Genomic DNA, 19,094 nt, shown 5'->3' on the forward strand with positions numbered 1-19,094 from the left:
CCAATCAAACGATATTGATAATCATTATCAATTAACTTCAGTATACAATGTCCGCAATAGCCTGTAAAGATGAAAAGAGTCCTATTCTTGGCCAATTTACAAACATTCAACAAATCGACAAAAAGTTTCCCGGGCAATAATTTGCTGTCGAAATATTCCGCTTCATTGAACGCACCCTGCTATTTTTCATGTTTTGAACCATACTATGTAATAGAATGGAGGCTGGTATTCAATGGAGCGGACAGAAAATCTGAAAAAGGGAGAAAAAGGGGCGCTCCTCAATATTTTTGCATATGTCATCCTTGCTGTTGTAAAGCTAGTTATCGGGATTCTATATCATTCTGAAGCGCTGAGAGCAGACGGGTTAAATAATGGAACAGATATTGTTGCGTCAGTAGCAGTGCTGATAGGATTGCGGATTTCTCAAAGACCGGCTGACAGCGATCATCCATACGGCCATTATCGGGCTGAAACAATTTCGTCTCTTGTTGCGTCTTTTATTATGATGGCAGTCGGCATTGAAGTGTTAATCGGCGGAGGAAAAGCGATTGCGGGCGGCACAACGGAAACGCCAAATCTTATCGCGGCATGGACGGCGTTAGGCAGTGCTGTGTTTATGTATGGCATCTATTTATATAACAAAAGGCTGGCAGCGTCCATTAAAAGCTCTGCCCTGATGGCAGCGGCAAAGGACAGCAGGTCAGACGCTTTTGTAAGTGCCGGCGCGTTTATCGGTGTTTTTTCGTCCCAGCTGAAGCTGCCGTGGGTTGATCCGGTAACGGCTTTTATCATCGGCATCATCATTTGCAAAACTGCGTGGGATATCTTTAAAGACGCTTCACATTCCTTAACAGACGGCTTCCATTTAAAAGATCTTGAGCCTTACAAACAGACCGTCGGCAGGATCGAAAATGTGCATCGCCTAAAGGATGTGAAAGCGAGGTATTTAGGCAGTACAGTTCATATCGAGATGGTGATTACGGTTGATCCGAAGCTTACAGTAGAAGAAGGCCATGGAGTGGCGGATGAAGTAGAAGACAAAATAAAACATGAACACGATGTCACTCATGTTCATGTTCATGTAGAGCCTGACGACATAAAATAAGGCTGTTTAACGAATTAGCTTATATGTTCAGATAAAAATTCAGTCACTTCTTCAGGCGTTTTGGCATTGGCGCTGTGAAGGTGAGCTGTTTTTTCACCGTTCTTGAAAATAAGCAGGCTGGGAATGCCCATTACTTGGTATTTTTCAGCCAGGTCAGGAAGCTCGTCCTTATTCAGCTCATACCAGTCGTTTTGGTTGTATTCTTCCAAAATATCGCCGATGAACATATTCATGCGTGTGCAGTCTGGGCACCAATCAGCATAAAACTTTACAATGATTTCTTTATCAGATTGAATCAGTTCATTAAATTGTTCGTTTGTTGTGATTTTTTTCATATGTCACATCTCCTTTTCAATGCCATTTTAATATAAAATAAAAAGGAATTACATACAAATGCATTCAACATCAGCATGCCCAAAAATAATTAGATCATTTTCCGGTGAAAATGATAAGATAGTAAAGATGAATTGTAGTGGGGGGAGTATCCATTGAAAACAAGTCTAGGATTAGTGTACGGAGGAAAGTCGGCAGAACATAATGTTTCCCTGCAGACAGCTCTGGCTGTAATCAAAGCGCTAAATACTGAGAAGTTTGATATACATCCGATTTATATAACAGAAAAAGGCGAATGGGTTAGAGGCGCCCGTTTAACTGAACCTGTTTCAAACGTGAAAATGCTTCAATTTGAGCAAGGAGGCAGTGCTTTTTCTCCAGCTGCCCTGAACCAGGAGATGTTTCCGCAGGAAGCGTCACAGCAAAATGAAGCCATCGACGTCGTATTCCCGCTCCTCCACGGACCGAACGGAGAAGACGGTACGATCCAGGGAATGCTCGAGCTGTTGAACATTCCTTATGTCGGCAACGGAGTGCTTGCTTCCTCAGCTGGCATGGATAAAGTTGTCATGAAACATTTATTTGCGCAGGTTGGCCTTGCTCAGGCTAAATACGCAGCTTTCCTTAAGAAAGACTGGACTCGTTCTCCGAAAGAAAGCTGTGAGGAGGTTGAACAGGAATTAGGCTACCCTTGCTTCGTAAAACCGGCGAACCTCGGCTCAAGTGTCGGAATCAGCAAATGCCGAAACCGTGAAGAACTGCAAAAAGCGTTTGAGCTTGCTTTCCAATATGACCGCAAAGTCGTCGTTGAAGAAGGAATTAACGGCCGCGAGATCGAAATCGGCGTTCTTGGAAATGATGATCCTAAATGCTCTGTTGTGGGAGAAATCGCACCGAAGACAGATTTCTACGATTACAAAGCGAAATATGAGGATGGAGATACTGATCTGATGATTCCGGCGATTGTGACTGATGAGGAATACGCAACAATCAGTGATATGGCGATCAAAGCGTTTAAAGCGATCGACGGTTCAGGACTCGTCAGAGCGGACTTTTTCCTGACAGCTGACGGCGAAGTTCTGATCAATGAAGTCAACACAATGCCTGGCTTTACACCTTTCAGCATGTTCCCGTTGCTCTGGAAAGAAGCCGGAGTGGAATATGCTGACCTGATTGAACAGCTTGTGGAGCTTGCAAAAGAACGCCACGCTGAAAAACAATTGATTAAGCATACATTCTAATGAAGAAGGACACTGCCGGTAAAAGGGCAGTGTTTTTTCCCGTATATACAAAAGAAAGAGAGGGACCTTACTTGATTAAGCGAACAGTAAAAAACATTGCCGAAATGGTTAAAGGCACACTAGCAAATCCGCAATATGAACAAACAGTCATTCATGGAGTGGCAACCGATACAAGAAAACTGGAACAACATCAGCTCTTTATTCCGCTGAAAGGGGAACGTTTTGACGGCCACTCTTTTGTGGAGCAGGCCTTTGAAGCTGGTGTAGCGGCTGTTCTTTGGGATCGGTCAGTACCAAATCCGCCCGAGAATCACGCCGTCATTTTAGTGGACGATACCCTTACTGCACTTCAGCAGCTTGCAAAAGCTTATTTGCAGGAGCTTGGCACGCGTGTCATCGGAGTAACCGGAAGCAATGGCAAAACGACAACAAAAGATATGATTCACGCCGTATTGGGGACCCAGTACCGTGTCCACAAAACTGGAGGAAACTTCAATAATCATATCGGTTTGCCGCTGACGGTTTTAGCGATGCCTGAAAATACGGAGATCGCCGTATTGGAGATGGGAATGAGCGCCAAAGGAGAAATTGACCTCTTGAGCCGACTGGCAAACCCGGATGCGGCAGTGATTACGAATATCGGCGAATCGCATATGCAAGACCTCGGCTCTAGAGAGGGCATCGCGGAGGCGAAGCTTGAAATCATAAACGGGCTTAAAGAAGACGGAGTGCTGATTTATATCGGGGACGAACCGCTTCTTCAAAATGCATACAGCTGCCAGACGAAAACGTACGGTACGGGAACGCATAATGATTATCAGCTTCAGGATGTCAGCCAGAGTGAGGAAGGAACCCATTTTACAATCAAAGGGATAGAAAACACGTTTTTTATTCCAATACTCGGCAAGCACAATGTGATGAACGCCATGGCTGCAATTGCTGCAGGGGCTTATTTTGGCATCGCGCCTGAGGATGCGGCAAAAGGACTGAGCGGCCTAAAGGTAACCGGGATGAGGCTTGAACTCATCAAAACAGACAGCGGCCTTTCGATAATCAATGACGCTTATAATGCGAGCCCGACTTCCATGAAAGCTGCAATTCAATTGACAGAAAGCCTTGAAGGCTACGGCAAAAAAATGCTCGTGCTCGGTGATATGCTTGAACTCGGCGATCTTGAAGAAACGTTCCATAAAGAGTGCGGCGCTGTGATCAGCCCTGATAAAATTGACCGCGTCTTTACGTACGGAAAACTGGGAGCTTTTATCGCGGAAGGCGCCCTGAAACACTTTGAGAAAGACCGCGTCAGCCATTACACTGAGAAAAAAGATCTCCTTCAAGCTGTGAAGGAAAACGCATCAAAAGGCGATTTGATTTTATTCAAAGCGTCCAGAGGTATGAAGCTTGAAGAAATCGTTAAAGATTTAATAGAGAGCCCGCTTTCATAAGAAAATATTTTGCGAAAAAACGCATATTGCATCATAAAATAACCTGATATGCAAACACTAATGTATGCCGGCCGAAAATTATGTATATCTGGCCGGCTGCGGCTATGATACAATATATATAGGTTATTTCGCGATACGAACATATTCGTCCGGACTTTTCATCGTGACCCGAAGTTCTCCGCTGGATTCTTGGGAGCGGATGGAGCAGCAGCCGGCATATTCGAGATGCCGATCTGCTTCTCATCTTATTGAAAAACAAATAGTGTAATGGTAAGATAAAACTTAAAGTAATTCGGGCTTTGTATACGGATGGATCCTGTCCTTCTTGTCTAAAGGGCAGTTTTATAAGTGGTAAATCACGACATTACTGAAACAGCAATTAGAAGGAGTTTGAATAATTTGACTATAACGTTTCAAGATTTTAATTTAAGTTCTGATCTCATGAAAGCAATTAATCGTATGGGATTTGAAGAAGCAACACCGATTCAGGCACAAACGATACCGCTCGGACTTTCAAATAAAGACGTCATTGGACAAGCGCAAACAGGTACAGGTAAAACAGCTGCGTTTGGTATACCCCTTGTTGAAAAAATTAACCCCGAGTCTCCTAATATTCAAGCAATCGTAATCGCGCCAACCCGTGAATTAGCCATTCAAGTATCTGAAGAATTGTATAAAATCGGACAAGATAAACGTGCGAAGGTTCTTCCTATTTACGGCGGACAGGATATTGGACGGCAAATCCGGGCGTTAAAGAAGAATCCGAATATTATTGTCGGAACACCTGGACGTCTTCTTGACCACATCAACCGCCGCACCATTCGTTTAAACAATGTAAATACCGTTGTAATGGATGAAGCGGATGAAATGCTGAACATGGGATTCATTGACGATATTGAATCTATCCTTTCAAACGTGCCAAGCGAGCATCAGACACTTCTGTTCTCTGCCACAATGCCTGCGCCGATCAAACGCATTGCAGAGCGCTTCATGACTGAGCCGGAACACGTAAAAGTAAAAGCGAAAGAAATGACGGTTTCTAACATTCAGCAGTTCTATTTGGAAGTGCAAGAACGTAAAAAATTCGATACACTGACTCGCCTTCTTGATATTCAGTCTCCTGAGCTTGCGATCGTATTCGGACGTACAAAACGCCGTGTCGATGAGCTGGCTGAAGCTCTGAACCTTCGCGGATATGCAGCTGAAGGTATTCACGGTGACTTAACGCAGGCGAAACGTATGGTTGCGCTTCGTAAATTTAAAGAAGGCGCAATCGAAGTTCTAGTCGCAACTGATGTTGCCGCTCGCGGACTTGATATCTCAGGTGTTACACACGTATACAACTTCGACGTGCCTCAAGATCCTGAAAGCTACGTTCACCGTATCGGAAGAACGGGCCGTGCAGGAAAAACAGGTATGGCGATGACGTTCATTACACCGCGTGAGAAAAGCATGCTTCGCGCAATTGAACAAACAACAAAACGCAAAATGGACCGCATGAAGGAGCCTACACTTGATGAAGCGTTAGAAGGTCAGCAACAGGTTACTGTTGAACGTCTTCGCACAACAATCAGTGAAAACAACCTGAACTTCTACATGACAGCGGCAGCTGAGCTGCTTGAAGATCATGATGCAGTAACAGTGGTTGCGGCGGCTATCAAAATGGCTACAAAAGAGCCAGACGACACACCGGTTCGCTTAACAGACGAAGCGCCGATGGTCAGCAAACGCTACAAGAACCAGCGCTCTTCTAAACGCAGAGACGGTCAAGGCGGCGGCTACCGCGGCGGAAAAGGGAAAAGCAACAACCGTTCTTCCTATGACAAAAAGCGTTCAAACGATCGCCGTTCTTCAGGTGACAGACGCCAGAAAAAATCTTACTAATTTGATCGATTCAGAGCCCAAAACATGATGTTTTGGGCTTTTTTATGTTCGTGATTTGTTATTCAGCAAACTTTCAGCTGACGGAAGCCATTTTTCTCTGTATGCTTAAGAATGAAACCTTTCTGTAAAAGAGACGTATAAATAACGACGAAAAAAAGGGAGGTAGGTATTTTTGAGAGAGCAGCCAAAAAACCAAATCAGTCCAGACGGATTAAAGGTTTGGCGACTTCAAGAGATCATCATATCCGCTGTTTGCTTGCTTATTGTCATTGCAGTTGCAGTGTTAAGCTATTATTTTCATTGGCCGTACTGGATCAGCGGCGTGCTCGGCGCTGTTTGGCTGCTGGGATCGATTGTGACGGTCTTTATCATTCCGAAGGTCCGTCATAAGGTGTGGCGATATGAAGTCCATGAACATGAAATAGATATTCAGTCAGGTATTTTTGTGGTGACACGTGTGATTGTTCCGATGGTCAGAGTTCAGCACGTCGATACGTCACAAGGGCCATTATTAAAAAAATACAACCTGGCAACGGTGAAAATTTCCACAGCCGCGACCGTTCATTCGATCCCCGCTTTAGAGATGGAGGAAGCGGATCGGCTAAGAGACTCCATTTCCCGTCTGGCGAGGGTGACTGACGATGATGTCTGAACCGAAACGCCTGCACCCGGTGGCAGTCATTTTGAATTTATGCCATACCATTATTCAAACGATAAAAAATATCATTCTGCCATTCTTTTTTGTGTATATTGTCAATTCAAACCATACTGTCCGTTTTTACGGAGCCATTGCGCTCGGTGTGCTGTTCATCTGGCTTGTAGCGGCAAGCATTATCAAATGGAGAAGGTTTACCTATCGAATTGAAGATGATGAATTTAGAATTGAAGAAGGCTTATTTGTTACGAAAAAACGATACATATCGATTGATCGGATTCAAACAATGAATACGAGCGCGGGCCTTGTCCAGCAAATCTTTAAGCTTGTGAAGCTGCAAATTGAAACAGCAGGCGGAGGCAAGGAGGCAGAAGCCGTTCTTTCTGCTATTTCTGTTGAAGAAGCGGAACGCATCAAAGAAGCTGTCTTTAAGAAAAAAGCGCAAAGACGAGAAAATGAACTTGATGAAGAACGGCTTGAAGCTGAAGAGGAGTTGGATCCGTCCGTTGAGGTGCAAGAGCACTATCGCATGAACGCGAAAGAATTGCTCATGGCCGCTTCTACCTCCGGCGGAATCGGAGTCATTATCTCCGCTGTATTTGCACTTATTTCCCAGCTTGATGAAGTGCTGCCGATGGATTGGTTATTCGATAAATTTTCCTTCCTTCAGCACGCCAGCATCGGTATTTATGCGGTACTCATTTTTATCGGTTTATTTATCGCCTGGATTTTCAGCATCGCGGGCATGATGTTTAGATACGCGAACTTTCAAATCATAAAAAAAGAGCAGGAACTGGTGATTTCAAGGGGAATTATTGAAAAACATCAAGTCACGATTCCGCTGCGAAAAATACAAGCCATTAAAATCAAAGAAAATATCATTCGCCAGCTTTTCGGCTTTGTAACGGTGTCCATCGTCAGCGCAGGAGGCGGCGACCGGGAAAAAGAAGAAGGCGCTTTGACCATTCTCTTTCCAATGATTCATAAAAAAAAGCTTCCGCACATGCTCCGAACATTTACGCCGGAATACACGCTGGAAGAAAACTGCCGCCGCCTGCCGCGGCGCGCGTTGAAACGCTATTTGTTCCGTTCTGTCATTTTTTCACTCTTTTTGATCATCCCGTTATGTATCTTCTTTCAGCCATGGGGCTATCTGTCAGTGATCCTGCTGCCGATAGAATTGCTCTTCGGCTATCTCGCGTATAAAGAGGCTGCATGGACGATCAACGGGGACCGTCTTCAGCTGACGTCTAGATTTATAGGCAGAACAACCGCCATTGTACTGAAAAAACGAATGCAGGTCTGCAAGTTCAGCCAATCCTATTTCCAAAAGAAAGGCCGCTTGTATACCATTTCTACTTCGGTGAAATCATCGAGCCATATGGAAGAGTTAACGGTGAGGGACGTAGGTGAAGAGGATGCAGCCTTCATTTTAAAGTGGTACTCATATGAAAAAGCGGACGGTTAATACCGCCGCTCCAGCGTGTCGGCAAACCCTCGCATTCGTTGTCAGGACTGCGCTTCGGTGCTCAATGCGAAGTGGATCAACGGCTAAATTCTCAGGCGTCCTGCCTAAACGCCGTCGTCATCACATCCTGTGAAAGTCCGCTCCTATGCTCGTCCTTCCTAGACTTCATGGGTTTTCAATCACGCTGAAAAGATGACAAAATCCTAAAATGAAAACCATTTTAGGATTTTGTCAACAATCTGAAGCGGCGGTTAATACCGCCGCTCTTTTTTTTGCACGCATAAAAACGAAAGAAGAAACCCGCCGCATAGTCCAAACAAATGGGCCATCATGTTAATATTGGAGTTGATAAACGACATGAGAACGGCAAATGCGAGCAGTGTGATGATCATTTTGGAATGCTCCTGCCCAATTAACTCATTGCGAAAAAGAACCATAAACAGGTATACGCCAAATAGCCCGAAAATGGCGCCTGAAGCCCCGACATGCACGTAATCAAGCGGCTCTGTAACATAAGTGCCGATATTGCCGATGATGCCGGAGCCGGCGTATACAAGAAGGAAACGCGCTTTTCCCAGCATGCGTTCCAAAGCCGGGGCAAATAAAAAGATGGACATGGAATTAAACAGCAGATGTGTGAAACCGGCGTGCAGCAAAATCGGTGTGATAAGCCGCCACCATTCACCGTTTGCGACACCTAGATTATAGCCTGTGACGGTATCCCTCCATAACACGACTGAATGGGCAGGAAGTGAAAAAAACAGCCAGAGAACAGCTTGCAAAGCCAATATAAAGGTGACAACGGGGTAAAGCCTGATAAATGTTTGAAAATTTTCAGTCCGTATAAACATTCCGAGCCCCTTTTCTTCATTTTGGTATATCTATAGTAACACGTTTATGAGACAAACCATTTAAATAGTACGTACGCAAAGGAGGTTATCATACATGATTTACGGCATTGGGCTGGACATTACCGAGCTTAAACGGATCGCCTCTATGGCTGGGCGCCAGAAAAGGTTTGCCGAGCGGATTTTGACGCGAAGCGAGCTTGACCAATACTATGAGCTTTCAGAGAAAAGAAAAAACGAATTTCTCGCGGGCAGATTCGCGGCAAAAGAAGCGTTCTCGAAAGCATTTGGCACCGGCATTGGGAGGCAGCTCAGCTTTCAGGACATTGAAATTAGGAAAGACCAAAATGGCAAGCCCTATATCATTTGTACGAAACTGAGCCAGGCCGCCGTTCACGTATCGATCACTCATACAAAAGAATACGCTGCCGCGCAGGTTGTGATTGAAAGGTTGTCAAGCTAGTCTGCATATTAGGGAAACCCCACTCATATATTTGATAGTGCATTAAGGGAGACAAGTTGTTTGAGGCTTTTATGGTACGCATCTGTTCTGCCTAAACGTGTACCGAGCGTACCGTTAAAGTCAAACAAGCGATTTCTTCCTTTTACATCAATTGAGAAAAAGGGGTTGAAAAAGGTGAGAAAAAGCTTTGTTTTGCTTTTAACGGGACTGCTTGCTGTTCTTATTCTTTCTGCCTGCGGGCAAAAAACACAGCAAGATATTGTGGCCGGGTTAGATGAAAAGGCGAAAGAATACACCTCGTACAAAGCAAAAGCGAAAATGACCATCGAGACAGGGAGTGAGCCTCAAGTATACAATGTGGAAATCTGGCACAAAAAGCCGTCTCTGTACAGGGTTTATTTAGAAAATCCGAAAAAGGACCAAAACCAAGTCATTTTACGAAATGAAAACGGAGTATTCGTTCTCACGCCGTCTTTAAATAAGAGCTTCAGATTTCAAAGCGATTGGCCGAACAACAGCAGCCAGGTTTATCTGTTTGAATCGCTCGTAAAGGATGTTCAAAACGATTCGGATGCAGTTTTCACAGCGAAAGAAAAGAAATACGTATTTGAAACAAAAACAAACTATCAGCATAACAAAATGCTGCCCACGCAAGAAATCACATTTAACAAAAAAGATATGAGCCCGTCATCTGTCAAAGTGATGGATACTGACCGGAAAGTGATGGTCAAAGTAGAATTCAGCAGCTTTGAATTTAATAAACAATTTGATAAAGAATCATTTGATGAAAAGAAAAATATGACCCTTTCTCAAATGGATGTCGCCACAAGCGCAAAGCCTTCCGATACATTTGCGGTCAAAACGCCGCTGGAACTGCCGCTTGGCGTCAAGCTGCTTGAAGAAAAAGATATATCTACTGAAGACGGGAAGCGCATCATCATGACGTACGGAGGAGAAAAATCATTTACGTTAATTCAGGAAAAAGCCCAGATTGCCAAGGCTTCCTCCTCCGTTACGCTGAACGGCGAACCGGTAAATCTCGGCTACACCATCGGCGCCCTGTCGGATGCATCATTATCATGGACATATGACGGCGTAGATTACCTTCTCTCTTCTAAAGATCTTTCTAAAGAGGAAATGGTGACAGTAGCGAAAAGCATGCAGGGACAATCATCGAAATAACCGCCAAAGGCCAAACATGATTTGGCCTTTTTTTCGTTAGACATCGTTTCCCTTTAGCCTTTAATTTTAGTATGATATGTAAATGATATTGAATAAAAGCTAGGAAGTGTCGTAATGAGCACAAAACCTTTTTACAGAGATACGTGGGCGGAAATTGACTTGTCCGCGATAAAGGAAAATGTCAGCAATATGAAAAAACATATCGGTGAACATGTCCACTTGATGGCAGTTGTGAAAGCAAACGCCTACGGGCATGGTGATGCAGAAACAGCAAAGGCTGCTCTTGACGCAGGTGCTTCATGCTTGGCCGTGGCCATTTTGGATGAAGCGATTTCACTGCGCAAAAAGGGATTGAAGGCGCCTATATTGGTGCTTGGCGCGGTTCCCCCGGAGTATGTGGCAATCGCTGCTGAGTATGACGTGACCTTAACAGGTTATTCTGTTGAATGGCTTCAGGAGGCAGCCCGCCACACGAAAAAAGGTTCTCTTCATTTTCATCTGAAGGTCGATACGGGGATGAACAGACTTGGTGTAAAAACAGAGGAAGAAGTTCAGAACGTGATGGCAATTCTTGACCGCAACCCTCGTTTAAAGTGCAAAGGGGTATTTACCCATTTTGCGACAGCGGATGAAAAAGAAAGAGGCTATTTCTTAATGCAGTTTGAGCGCTTTAAAGAGCTGATTGCTCCGCTGCCGTTAAAGAATCTAATGGTCCACTGCGCGAACAGCGCCGCTGGACTCCGGCTGAAAAAAGGCTTTTTTAATGCAGTCAGATTCGGCATCGGCATGTATGGCCTTCGCCCGTCTGCTGACATGTCGGACGAGATACCGTTTCAGCTGCGTCCGGCATTTACCCTGCATTCGACACTGTCACATGTCAAACTGATCAGAAAAGGCGAGAGCGTCAGCTACGGAGCCGAGTACACAGCGGAAAAAGACACATGGATCGGGACGGTGCCTGTAGGCTATGCGGACGGCTGGCTCCGAAAATTGAAAGGGACCGACATCCTTGTGAAGGGAAAACGCCTGAAAATTGCCGGCCGAATTTGCATGGACCAATTTATGGTGGAGCTGGATCAGGAATATCCGCCGGGCACAAAAGTCACATTAATAGGCCGGCAGGGGGATGAATATATTTCCATGGATGAGATTGCAGGAAGGCTCGAAACCATTAACTATGAGGTGGCCTGTACAATAAGTTCCCGTGTTCCCCGTATGTTTTTGGAAAATGGGAGTATAATGGAAGTAAGAAATCCTTTATTGCAGGTAAATATAAGCAATTAACTTACCTAAATGGAGAATTCATAAAACAGCTTTGCTTGAAGAGTGAATAATGGTATCATTATCACTGGATGGATAAAAGAGTCGTATCCGTAAGTTTGGTGGAGGTGTATGTTTTTTGTCTGAATCCAGCGCAAGAACCGAAATGAAAATCAGCTTGCCCGAAAACCTAGTAGCTGAATTGGATGGTGTAGCGATGCGGGAGAAACGAAGCAGAAACGAACTGATATCACAAGCAGTGAGAGCGTATGTCAGCGAACGAACAACTCGTCACAACCGTGATTTGATGAGACGCGGCTATATGGAAATGGCGAAAATCAACCTGAATATTTCTTCTGAGGCTCACTTTGCGGAGTGCGAGGCTGAAACGACAGTTGAGCGCTTAGTCAGCGGAGGATAATCATTTGATTGTGAAACGCGGCGATGTTTATTTTGCTGATTTATCTCCTGTTGTTGGCTCAGAGCAAGGCGGGGTGCGCCCGGTTTTAGTGATCCAAAATGACATCGGAAATCGCTTCAGCCCAACTGCTATTGTTGCAGCCATAACAGCACAAATACAGAAAGCGAAATTACCAACCCACGTCGAAATCGATGCAAAACGCTACGGTTTTGAAAGAGATTCCGTTATTTTGCTGGAGCAAATTCGGACGATTGACAAGCAAAGGTTAACGGATAAGATTACTCATCTGGATGATGAAATGATGGATAAGGTTGATGAAGCCTTACAAATCAGTTTGGCACTCATTGATTTTTAGACATATTTGCAGGTTGCTCAAATAGAGCAACTTTTTTTGTTTTCAAAAAACATAAACGATATAATAGTGAAATAACGAAAAAATATGTTGTTTTTTATTGGGAGGTAAGCGAATTTGATGTCGAACCAGACTGTATACCAGTTCATTGCCGAAAATCAAAATGAACTGCTCCAACTGTGGACTGACACACTAAAAGAATTAAGCGAGCAAGAATCCTATCAGCTGACTGACCAAGTGTATGAAAATATATCTAAAGAATATATCGACATTCTGCTGCTGTCTGTTAAGGACGAAAATGCTGCTGAAAGCCAAATCAGCGAACTGGCGCTTCGAGCGGTCCAAATCGGACTGTCTATGAAGTTTTTGGCTACTGCACTTGCCGAATTCTGGAAGCGTCTCTACACGAAAATGAATGATAAGAGATTGCCAGATCAAGAGAGCACGGAATTAATCTGGCAGATTGATCGCTTTTTCAGCCCGATTAACACAGAAATTTTTAATCAATACTCAATCTCATGGGAAAAAACAGTATCCCTGCAAAAAATCGCGCTGCAAGAGCTGTCTGCGCCGCTTATCCCGGTGTTTGAAAATATCACTGTGATGCCTCTTGTCGGAACAATTGATACCGAACGCGCGAAACGAATTATGGAAAACCTTCTTAATGGCGTCGTCAAACACCGTTCCCAAGTCGTGCTGATTGACATTACAGGTGTCCCTGTCGTCGATACGATGGTTGCCCATCATATTATTCAGGCATCAGAAGCTGTAAGGCTTGTCGGAGCAAAATGCCTGCTGGCCGGAATCCGTCCGGAAATTGCTCAAACAATCGTCAACCTGGGGATTGATTTATCCCAAGTTATAACTAAGAATACCCTGCAAAAAGGAATTCAAACAGCATTGGAAATGACGGATCGAAAAATCGTTTCATTGGGGGAATAACATTTTGAGACATCCGAAAATCCCGATCTTGAAACTGTATAATTGCTTATTAGTGTCCATTCAGTGGGAACTTGATGACCAGACAGCATTAACTTTTCAAGAAGACTTATTAAATAAAATATACGAAACAGGTGCTAACGGAGTCGTCATTGACCTGACATCTGTGGATATGATTGATTCATTTATCGCGAAAGTGCTGGGGGACGTCATTACAATGTCTAAGTTAATGGGGGCTAAAGTCGTCTTGACCGGCATTCAGCCCGCTGTGGCAGTGACGCTGATTGAACTTGGAATCGCGCTTGAGGAAATCGAAACTGCGCTCGACTTAGAGCAGGGGCTTGAGACATTGAAGCGGGAATTGGGGGAATAGCGAATGAACGACCAATCCTGTGTAAGAATCATGACAGAATGGGATATTGTGGCCGCCAGACAGCTGGGACGAAACGTTGCGAAAGAACTGGGTTTCGGCACGGTAGACCAGGCTAGAATTACAACGGCTATTTCAGAATTAGCCAGGAATATTTATTTATATGCCGGCAAAGGGCAGATTGGAATTGAACAGGTCGCAGACAGAGGAAAAAAAGGCCTGAAAATCATAGCGGAAGACCAAGGGCCGGGAATTCCTGATATCCGAAAAGTCATGGAAGACGGGTTTTCAACGTCTGGAGGACTTGGTGCGGGACTTCCCGGGGTCAAAAGGCTGATGGATGAATTCAGCTTAAATTCCGTAGCGGGGGAAGGAACAGAGATACAAGCCATCAAATGGCTTCGGTAGGAGGTAAGAACGTGGATTTTAGGGAGGTTATTGAGCAGCGGTATCATCAGCTGCTTAGTCGATATATAGCCGAATTAACAGAAACATCTTTATATCAAGCCCAAAAATTCAGCCGAAAAACAATCGAGCACCAAATTCCTCCGGAAGAAATCATCAGCATTCACAGAAAAGTGCTGAAGGAGCTGTATCCAAGTCTCCCGGAAGATGTGTTTCATTCGCTGGATTTTTTAATAGAAGTCATGATTGGCTATGGAATGGCTTATCAGGAGCATCAAACCCTTAGAGGGATACAGCAGGAAATCAAATCAGAAATTGAAATCGCGGCAAATGTCCAGCAGACGCTTCTCGGAACTAAAGTTCCTCAGGAGGAAGCGCTGGATATCGGCGCCATCAGTGTTCCCGCTAAACAGATGAGCGGTGATTACTACCACTTTGTCAAAGACAAGGAATCCATCAATATCGCAATCGCGGACGTGATCGGAAAAGGCATTCCAGCGGCTTTATGCATGTCCATGATTAAATACGCAATGGACTCTTTGCCGGAAACGGGCATACACCCTTCTCAAGTGCTGAAAAATTTGAATCGTGTTGTTGAACAAAACGTTGATGCCAGTATGTTTATTACGATGTTTTATGCGAATTACAATATGGACAAGCATCAATTTACATATGCTTCAGCGGGACATGAACCGGGATTCTATTATTCTCAAAAAGACAACACGTTTTACGATTTAGAGGCCAAAGGACTCGTTCTCGGCATCTCGCAGGACTATGACTACAAACAATTCGATCAGCATCTGGAAAAGGGCGATATGATTGTTTTATTTTCTGACGGCGTCACAGAATGCAGAACGGAAAACGGTTTCTTGGAGCGTCCTGATCTGCAGAAGCTCATTGAGGAACATATGTGTTCCTCTGCGCAGGAAATGGTCAAAAACATTTATGACAGCCTCCTCAAATTGCAGGATTTTCAGCTTCACGATGATTTTACGTTAATTGTTTTGCGGAGAAAGGTTTAACGTCTGTCAGACGAGGGTATAAAGCAACTAGTGATTTGAAGGAAAATTTGAGGTGATACGAATGAATATAAATGTTGATGTGAAGCAAAACGAGAATGATATACAAGTAAACATTGCAGGAGAAATTGATGTATACTCAGCCCCGGTGCTTAGAGAGAAGCTCGTTCCTCTGGCAGAACAAGGAGCTGACTTAAGAATTTGCCTGAAAGATGTCAGCTACATGGACAGTACCGGATTGGGCGTTTTTGTAGGGACCTTTAAAATGGTGAAAAAACAAGGTGGTTCGCTGAAACTTGAAAATCTTTCTGAACGGCTGATCCGACTGTTTGACATTACAGGCTTGAAGGACATCATTGATATTTCTGCAAAGTCAGAAGGTGGAGTGCAATGAAGAATAATGCTGATTACATCGAAATGAAAGTGCCGGCCCAACCTGAATATGTGGGAATTATAAGACTGACGCTGTCAGGGGTCGCAAGCAGAATGGGCTATACGTACGATGAAATTGAAGACTTGAAAATCGCAGTCAGTGAGGCGTGCACAAATGCGGTTCAGCACGCTTACAAAGAAGATAAAAATGGGGAAGTGTCAATACGATTCGGTGTGTTTGAAGACCGTTTAGAGGTTATTGTGGCGGATGAAGGAGACAGCTTTGACTTTGATCAAAAGCAGCAGGATCTAGGGCCGTACACACCTTCGCACACAGTTGATCAATTATCAGAAGGAGGGCTCGGTCTATATTTAATGGAAACGCTCATGGATGAAGTCAGAGTGCAAAACCACTCCGGCGTCACCGTAGCGATGACAAAGTATTTAAATGGGGAGCGAGTTGATCATGACACAACCATCAAAAACTACGAAACTAACTAAAGATGAAGTCGATCGGCTCATAAGCGATTACCAAACAAAGCAAGATGAACAAGCGCAGGAAACGCTTGTGCGGGTGTATACAAATCTGGTTGACATGCTTGCGAAAAAATACTCAAAAGGCAAAAGCTTCCACGAGGATCTCCGCCAGGTCGGCATGATCGGGCTGCTAGGCGCGATTAAGCGATACGATCCTGTTGTCGGCAAATCGTTTGAAGCTTTTGCAATCCCGACAATCATCGGTGAAATTAAACGTTTCCTCAGAGATAAAACATGGAGCGTTCATGTGCCGAGACGAATTAAAGAACTCGGTCCAAGAATCAAAATGGCGGTTGATCAGCTGACCACTGAAACACAAAGATCGCCGAAAGTCGAAGAGATTGCCGAATTCCTCGATGTTTCTGAAGAAGAGGTTCTTGAAACGATGGAAATGGGCAAAAGCTATCAAGCCTTATCCGTTGACCACAGCATTGAAGCGGATTCGGACGGAAGCACTGTCACGATTCTTGATATCGTCGGATCACAGGAGGACGGATATGAGCGGGTCAACCAGCAATTGATGCTGCAAAGCGTGCTTCATGTCCTTTCAGACCGTGAGAAACAAATCATAGACCTTACGTATATTCAAAACAAAAGCCAAAAAGAAACTGGGGACATTCTCGGTATATCTCAAATGCACGTCTCGCGCTTGCAACGCAAAGCTGTGAAGAAGCTCAGAGAGGCCTTGATTGAAGATCCCTCGATGGAGTTAATGTAATGATCCAGGTTGAAGAAAACGAGCATATTCAAACTCTAGTATATCAACTGAATAAAGAAGGGAAATCGATTTGCGGTGACAGTTTTTTTATGAAAGCTGATGATAAGGAGTTAATTTGCGCGGTTGCTGACGGACTGGGAAGTGGATCACTTGCTAACGAATCCTCTGCAGCCATCAAAGACTTAGTGGAAAACTATGCGAGTGAAGACGTAGAAAGCATTATCGAACGCTGTAATCAGGCGATGAAAAACAAAAGAGGCGCTACAGCATCTATCCTGAAAATCAATTTTGAGCAAAGGCAGTTTACGTACTGCTCTGTCGGAAATGTACGGTTTATTCTGCATTCCCCGTCTGGTGAAAGCTTTTATCCTCTGCCGATTTCGGGCTATTTATCAGGCAAGCCGCAAAAATACAAAACGCACACCGCCACCTATGAAAAGGGTTCAAAGTTCATTATACATACAGATGGACTCAACGTACCTGATATCCGCTCCCATTTGAAAAAAGGCCAATCGGTAGAAGAAATATCGAATTCGCTGAAAATGTATACGACATCGAGAAAAGATGACCTGACCTATATTCTCGGACAGCTGTCCTAAAAAACCAGAAAAAGAAGCTGGACATCCGGCTTCTTTTTTTTGCGGTTGACTATTAATAAGTGCGCTTATTATAATTAATAAGTGAACTTATCATTCTGGGAGCTTATGGGATGTGGAATTATGAATACACAGCGATAGCTGATGTGGATGTGGGAAAACCTGGAACTGTTATCAGGAAACAGAAACAATGGATCAATGGGAGACGGGTATTGCATCAGATTCTTTGAAAGGACAATTTCAAAATGGAACGGAAGGAACATTGCTTCTGCAAGGAAAAACAATTCTCTTATGGCTTGAGCATGTGGAGAAACATCGGGCGTTTTCTGTCATGGTCAACATGCCCGCATAGCAATGTAATAATGGAGTTTTTTCACGTGCTTCAAAAGCAAAAAGAAGATTTGTGTATCACATATGGAATTGTATTAGAAGGCGCTGAAGCAAAAAAGTGGGGAGAAATCATTGGGACTGAACTGTCTAAAGACATGCCGACGGCTGTCAGCAGGCTTGTCCATCTTTACGGAGGAGTGATAAAATGAACACAAATTACTGGATCGGCGTTGTGTCAGAGCAACATGTATTAAAAGGCGCTGCCGGCGGTTTTGCACAGCTGTGCCATGGAAAAAAAGCCCCGCTCGCCAAAATGAAAGAGGGAGATTGGCTGATTTATTATTCTCCGAGAGACGCATATCCAGACGGCAAACTGCTGCGAAGCTTTACTGCGATCGGCAAAGTAAAAAGCGGAAACATCTATCCGTATCAAATGGCTCCGAATTTTATTCCATACCGATTAGATATAGACTATTATCCATGCCATAAAATCGGTTTTTACGACATTAAATCAAAGCTTGAATTTGTTCAGGAAACCAAGCATCTTGGCTTTTTATTTCGCAGAGGACACTTTGAAATAAGCAAAAAAGATTTTTTGACAATAGCACAAGCGATGGGAGTTAACATAAGTGGAATGGCACTCTAAATTTAGCGGTCCGAACACAAGCCCGGGCTTTTTATTATGGCAGGCCACGCAAAGTTGGCAGCGGAAAGTAGGAAAAGCATTGGCTGAGTTTGACCTGACCCACGTTCAATTTGTTCTGCTGACCTCGTGCAAGTATATGATTGCTCACGGAGAAACCGTCACGCAAAAAAAACTTGCAAGCTTCAGCCAGACCAATATCATGATGGTTTCGGAGGTTGTGCGGACGCTTGAGAAAAAAGGATTTATCGAAAGAAGCAAAAATCCCCAGGATAAAAGAGAGGTCCTCCTGTCTCTTACAGAAATAGGAGGAGAAAAAGTAACAGCGGCTTTGCCAATTGTTGAGAAGATTGATCAAGCCTTCTTTGCAGCTGCGATGAAAAAAGAGAATTTTCTGAGCGGCTTACAGGAACTATTGAAACATGAGTAAAGATACGGGCAGCGCCAGCTGTCTTTTTTTATGTGTTTTTTTCGGTTTTTGATACACTAGAGAAAGAACGACAAAATT

Annotated in this window: 26 protein-coding genes; 24 read left to right on the plus strand and 2 right to left on the minus strand. The window is 44.0% G+C overall.

Annotated elements, in window-relative coordinates; genetic code table 11:
• Nucleotides 1-232: 232 nt before the first annotated feature.
• Nucleotides 233-1,105, plus strand: coding sequence for a cation diffusion facilitator family transporter (locus NST22_RS02575; RefSeq protein ID WP_003234329.1), 873 nt, complete (start codon nucleotides 233-235; stop codon nucleotides 1,103-1,105).
• A gap of 14 nt (nucleotides 1,106-1,119) precedes the next feature.
• On the opposite strand, the gene NST22_RS02580 is transcribed toward NST22_RS02575, so the two are convergent.
• Nucleotides 1,120-1,440, minus strand: a complete 321-nt coding sequence (locus NST22_RS02580) for a thioredoxin family protein (protein ID WP_003234326.1) — start codon at nucleotides 1,438-1,440, stop codon at nucleotides 1,120-1,122.
• Nucleotides 1,441-1,593: 153 nt separating this feature from the next.
• On the opposite strand from NST22_RS02580, the gene NST22_RS02585 reads away from it, so the two are divergent.
• From NST22_RS02585 to NST22_RS02605, 5 genes are all read left to right on the plus strand, one after another.
• Nucleotides 1,594-2,679: a D-alanine--D-alanine ligase gene (locus tag NST22_RS02585; protein WP_003246721.1), complete on the plus strand. Its 1,086-nt coding sequence runs from the start codon at nucleotides 1,594-1,596 to the stop codon at nucleotides 2,677-2,679.
• A gap of 71 nt (nucleotides 2,680-2,750) precedes the next feature.
• Nucleotides 2,751-4,124, plus strand: coding sequence for a UDP-N-acetylmuramoyl-tripeptide--D-alanyl-D-alanine ligase (murF, locus tag NST22_RS02590; RefSeq protein ID WP_003246696.1), 1,374 nt, complete (start codon nucleotides 2,751-2,753; stop codon nucleotides 4,122-4,124).
• 399 nt (nucleotides 4,125-4,523) lie between these two features.
• Nucleotides 4,524-6,008 carry an ATP-dependent RNA helicase CshA gene (cshA, locus tag NST22_RS02595; RefSeq protein ID WP_003246685.1) on the plus strand — a complete coding sequence of 495 codons (1,485 nt, stop codon included), beginning with the start codon at nucleotides 4,524-4,526 and terminating at the stop codon, nucleotides 6,006-6,008.
• 172 nt (nucleotides 6,009-6,180) lie between these two features.
• Nucleotides 6,181-6,660 (plus strand): PH domain-containing protein, encoded by a 480-nt coding sequence (locus NST22_RS02600; protein ID WP_003234318.1) that lies wholly within the window; start codon nucleotides 6,181-6,183, stop codon nucleotides 6,658-6,660.
• Nucleotides 6,650-8,131, plus strand: a complete 1,482-nt coding sequence (locus NST22_RS02605) for a PH domain-containing protein (RefSeq protein ID WP_009966602.1) — start codon at nucleotides 6,650-6,652, stop codon at nucleotides 8,129-8,131. The genes NST22_RS02600 and NST22_RS02605 overlap by 11 nt, the downstream gene beginning before the upstream one ends.
• Nucleotides 8,132-8,382: 251 nt before the next feature.
• Here NST22_RS02605 and NST22_RS02610 read toward each other — a convergent pair whose 3' ends face one another.
• On the minus strand, nucleotides 8,383-8,982 hold the full coding sequence (locus NST22_RS02610) for a rhomboid family intramembrane serine protease (protein WP_003246687.1): 600 nt from the start codon (nucleotides 8,980-8,982) through the stop codon (nucleotides 8,383-8,385).
• Between the two features lie 94 nt (nucleotides 8,983-9,076).
• Here NST22_RS02610 and acpS point away from each other — a divergent pair, with 94 nt between their 5' ends.
• From acpS to NST22_RS02700, 18 genes are all read left to right on the plus strand, one after another.
• Complete coding sequence (gene acpS, locus NST22_RS02615) at nucleotides 9,077-9,442, plus strand: holo-ACP synthase (RefSeq protein WP_003234281.1); 366 nt, start codon at nucleotides 9,077-9,079, stop codon at nucleotides 9,440-9,442.
• Nucleotides 9,443-9,607: 165 nt separating this feature from the next.
• Nucleotides 9,608-10,624 (plus strand): outer membrane lipoprotein carrier protein LolA, encoded by a 1,017-nt coding sequence (locus NST22_RS02620; protein WP_003234282.1) that lies wholly within the window; start codon nucleotides 9,608-9,610, stop codon nucleotides 10,622-10,624.
• Nucleotides 10,625-10,738: 114 nt separating this feature from the next.
• The gene (gene alr, locus NST22_RS02625) at nucleotides 10,739-11,908 is read left to right on the plus strand and encodes an alanine racemase (RefSeq protein WP_003234284.1); all 1,170 of its coding nucleotides are present in this window, start codon (nucleotides 10,739-10,741) and stop codon (nucleotides 11,906-11,908) included.
• A 115-nt stretch (nucleotides 11,909-12,023) separates the two neighbouring features.
• A complete protein-coding gene (gene endB, locus NST22_RS02630; protein ID WP_003225183.1) occupies nucleotides 12,024-12,305 on the plus strand; it encodes a type II toxin-antitoxin system antitoxin EndoAI in 282 nt (93 codons plus the stop codon).
• 4 nt (nucleotides 12,306-12,309) lie between these two features.
• Nucleotides 12,310-12,660 carry a type II toxin-antitoxin system endoribonuclease NdoA gene (ndoA, locus tag NST22_RS02635; RefSeq protein WP_003156187.1) on the plus strand — a complete coding sequence of 117 codons (351 nt, stop codon included), beginning with the start codon at nucleotides 12,310-12,312 and terminating at the stop codon, nucleotides 12,658-12,660.
• Between the two features lie 114 nt (nucleotides 12,661-12,774).
• Complete coding sequence (gene rsbRA, locus NST22_RS02640) at nucleotides 12,775-13,599, plus strand: RsbT co-antagonist protein RsbRA (RefSeq protein WP_009966610.1); 825 nt, start codon at nucleotides 12,775-12,777, stop codon at nucleotides 13,597-13,599.
• 4 nt (nucleotides 13,600-13,603) lie between these two features.
• Complete coding sequence (gene rsbS / locus NST22_RS02645) at nucleotides 13,604-13,969, plus strand: RsbT antagonist protein RsbS (protein WP_003225190.1); 366 nt, start codon at nucleotides 13,604-13,606, stop codon at nucleotides 13,967-13,969.
• Nucleotides 13,970-13,972: 3 nt separating this feature from the next.
• Nucleotides 13,973-14,374, plus strand: coding sequence for a serine/threonine-protein kinase RsbT (gene rsbT / locus NST22_RS02650; RefSeq protein ID WP_003246640.1), 402 nt, complete (start codon nucleotides 13,973-13,975; stop codon nucleotides 14,372-14,374).
• 11 nt (nucleotides 14,375-14,385) lie between these two features.
• On the plus strand, nucleotides 14,386-15,393 hold the full coding sequence (rsbU, locus tag NST22_RS02655; protein WP_003234295.1) for a phosphoserine phosphatase RsbU: 1,008 nt from the start codon (nucleotides 14,386-14,388) through the stop codon (nucleotides 15,391-15,393).
• A 61-nt stretch (nucleotides 15,394-15,454) separates the two neighbouring features.
• On the plus strand, nucleotides 15,455-15,784 hold the full coding sequence (gene rsbV, locus NST22_RS02660) for an anti-sigma factor antagonist RsbV (protein ID WP_003234298.1): 330 nt from the start codon (nucleotides 15,455-15,457) through the stop codon (nucleotides 15,782-15,784).
• Entirely contained in the window at nucleotides 15,781-16,263 is a 483-nt protein-coding gene (gene rsbW / locus NST22_RS02665; RefSeq protein ID WP_003234299.1) for an anti-sigma B factor RsbW, read from the plus strand. Before rsbV ends, rsbW begins: the two co-directional genes overlap by 4 nt.
• A complete protein-coding gene (sigB, locus tag NST22_RS02670; RefSeq protein ID WP_003246715.1) occupies nucleotides 16,229-17,017 on the plus strand; it encodes an RNA polymerase sigma factor SigB in 789 nt (262 codons plus the stop codon). Before rsbW ends, sigB begins: the two co-directional genes overlap by 35 nt.
• Nucleotides 17,017-17,616 (plus strand): phosphoserine phosphatase RsbX, encoded by a 600-nt coding sequence (gene rsbX / locus NST22_RS02675; RefSeq protein ID WP_003246608.1) that lies wholly within the window; start codon nucleotides 17,017-17,019, stop codon nucleotides 17,614-17,616. The genes sigB and rsbX overlap by 1 nt, the downstream gene beginning before the upstream one ends.
• A gap of 110 nt (nucleotides 17,617-17,726) precedes the next feature.
• The gene (locus NST22_RS02680; RefSeq protein ID WP_003246539.1) at nucleotides 17,727-17,843 is read left to right on the plus strand and encodes a hypothetical protein; all 117 of its coding nucleotides are present in this window, start codon (nucleotides 17,727-17,729) and stop codon (nucleotides 17,841-17,843) included.
• Nucleotides 17,804-17,965 carry a hypothetical protein gene (locus tag NST22_RS02685; protein ID WP_003246653.1) on the plus strand — a complete coding sequence of 54 codons (162 nt, stop codon included), beginning with the start codon at nucleotides 17,804-17,806 and terminating at the stop codon, nucleotides 17,963-17,965. The genes NST22_RS02680 and NST22_RS02685 overlap by 40 nt, the downstream gene beginning before the upstream one ends.
• The gene (locus tag NST22_RS02690; RefSeq protein WP_147797771.1) at nucleotides 17,916-18,152 is read left to right on the plus strand and encodes a hypothetical protein; all 237 of its coding nucleotides are present in this window, start codon (nucleotides 17,916-17,918) and stop codon (nucleotides 18,150-18,152) included. The genes NST22_RS02685 and NST22_RS02690 overlap by 50 nt, the downstream gene beginning before the upstream one ends.
• Nucleotides 18,149-18,589: an EVE domain-containing protein gene (locus tag NST22_RS02695; protein ID WP_003246529.1), complete on the plus strand. Its 441-nt coding sequence runs from the start codon at nucleotides 18,149-18,151 to the stop codon at nucleotides 18,587-18,589. Before NST22_RS02690 ends, NST22_RS02695 begins: the two co-directional genes overlap by 4 nt.
• Nucleotides 18,573-19,016 (plus strand): MarR family transcriptional regulator, encoded by a 444-nt coding sequence (locus NST22_RS02700; protein WP_003246643.1) that lies wholly within the window; start codon nucleotides 18,573-18,575, stop codon nucleotides 19,014-19,016. The genes NST22_RS02695 and NST22_RS02700 overlap by 17 nt, the downstream gene beginning before the upstream one ends.
• Nucleotides 19,017-19,094 lie beyond the last annotated feature (78 nt).

Source organism: Bacillus sp. PS237, assembly GCF_037963345.1.
Lineage (GTDB): Bacteria > Bacillota > Bacilli > Bacillales > Bacillaceae > Bacillus > Bacillus subtilis.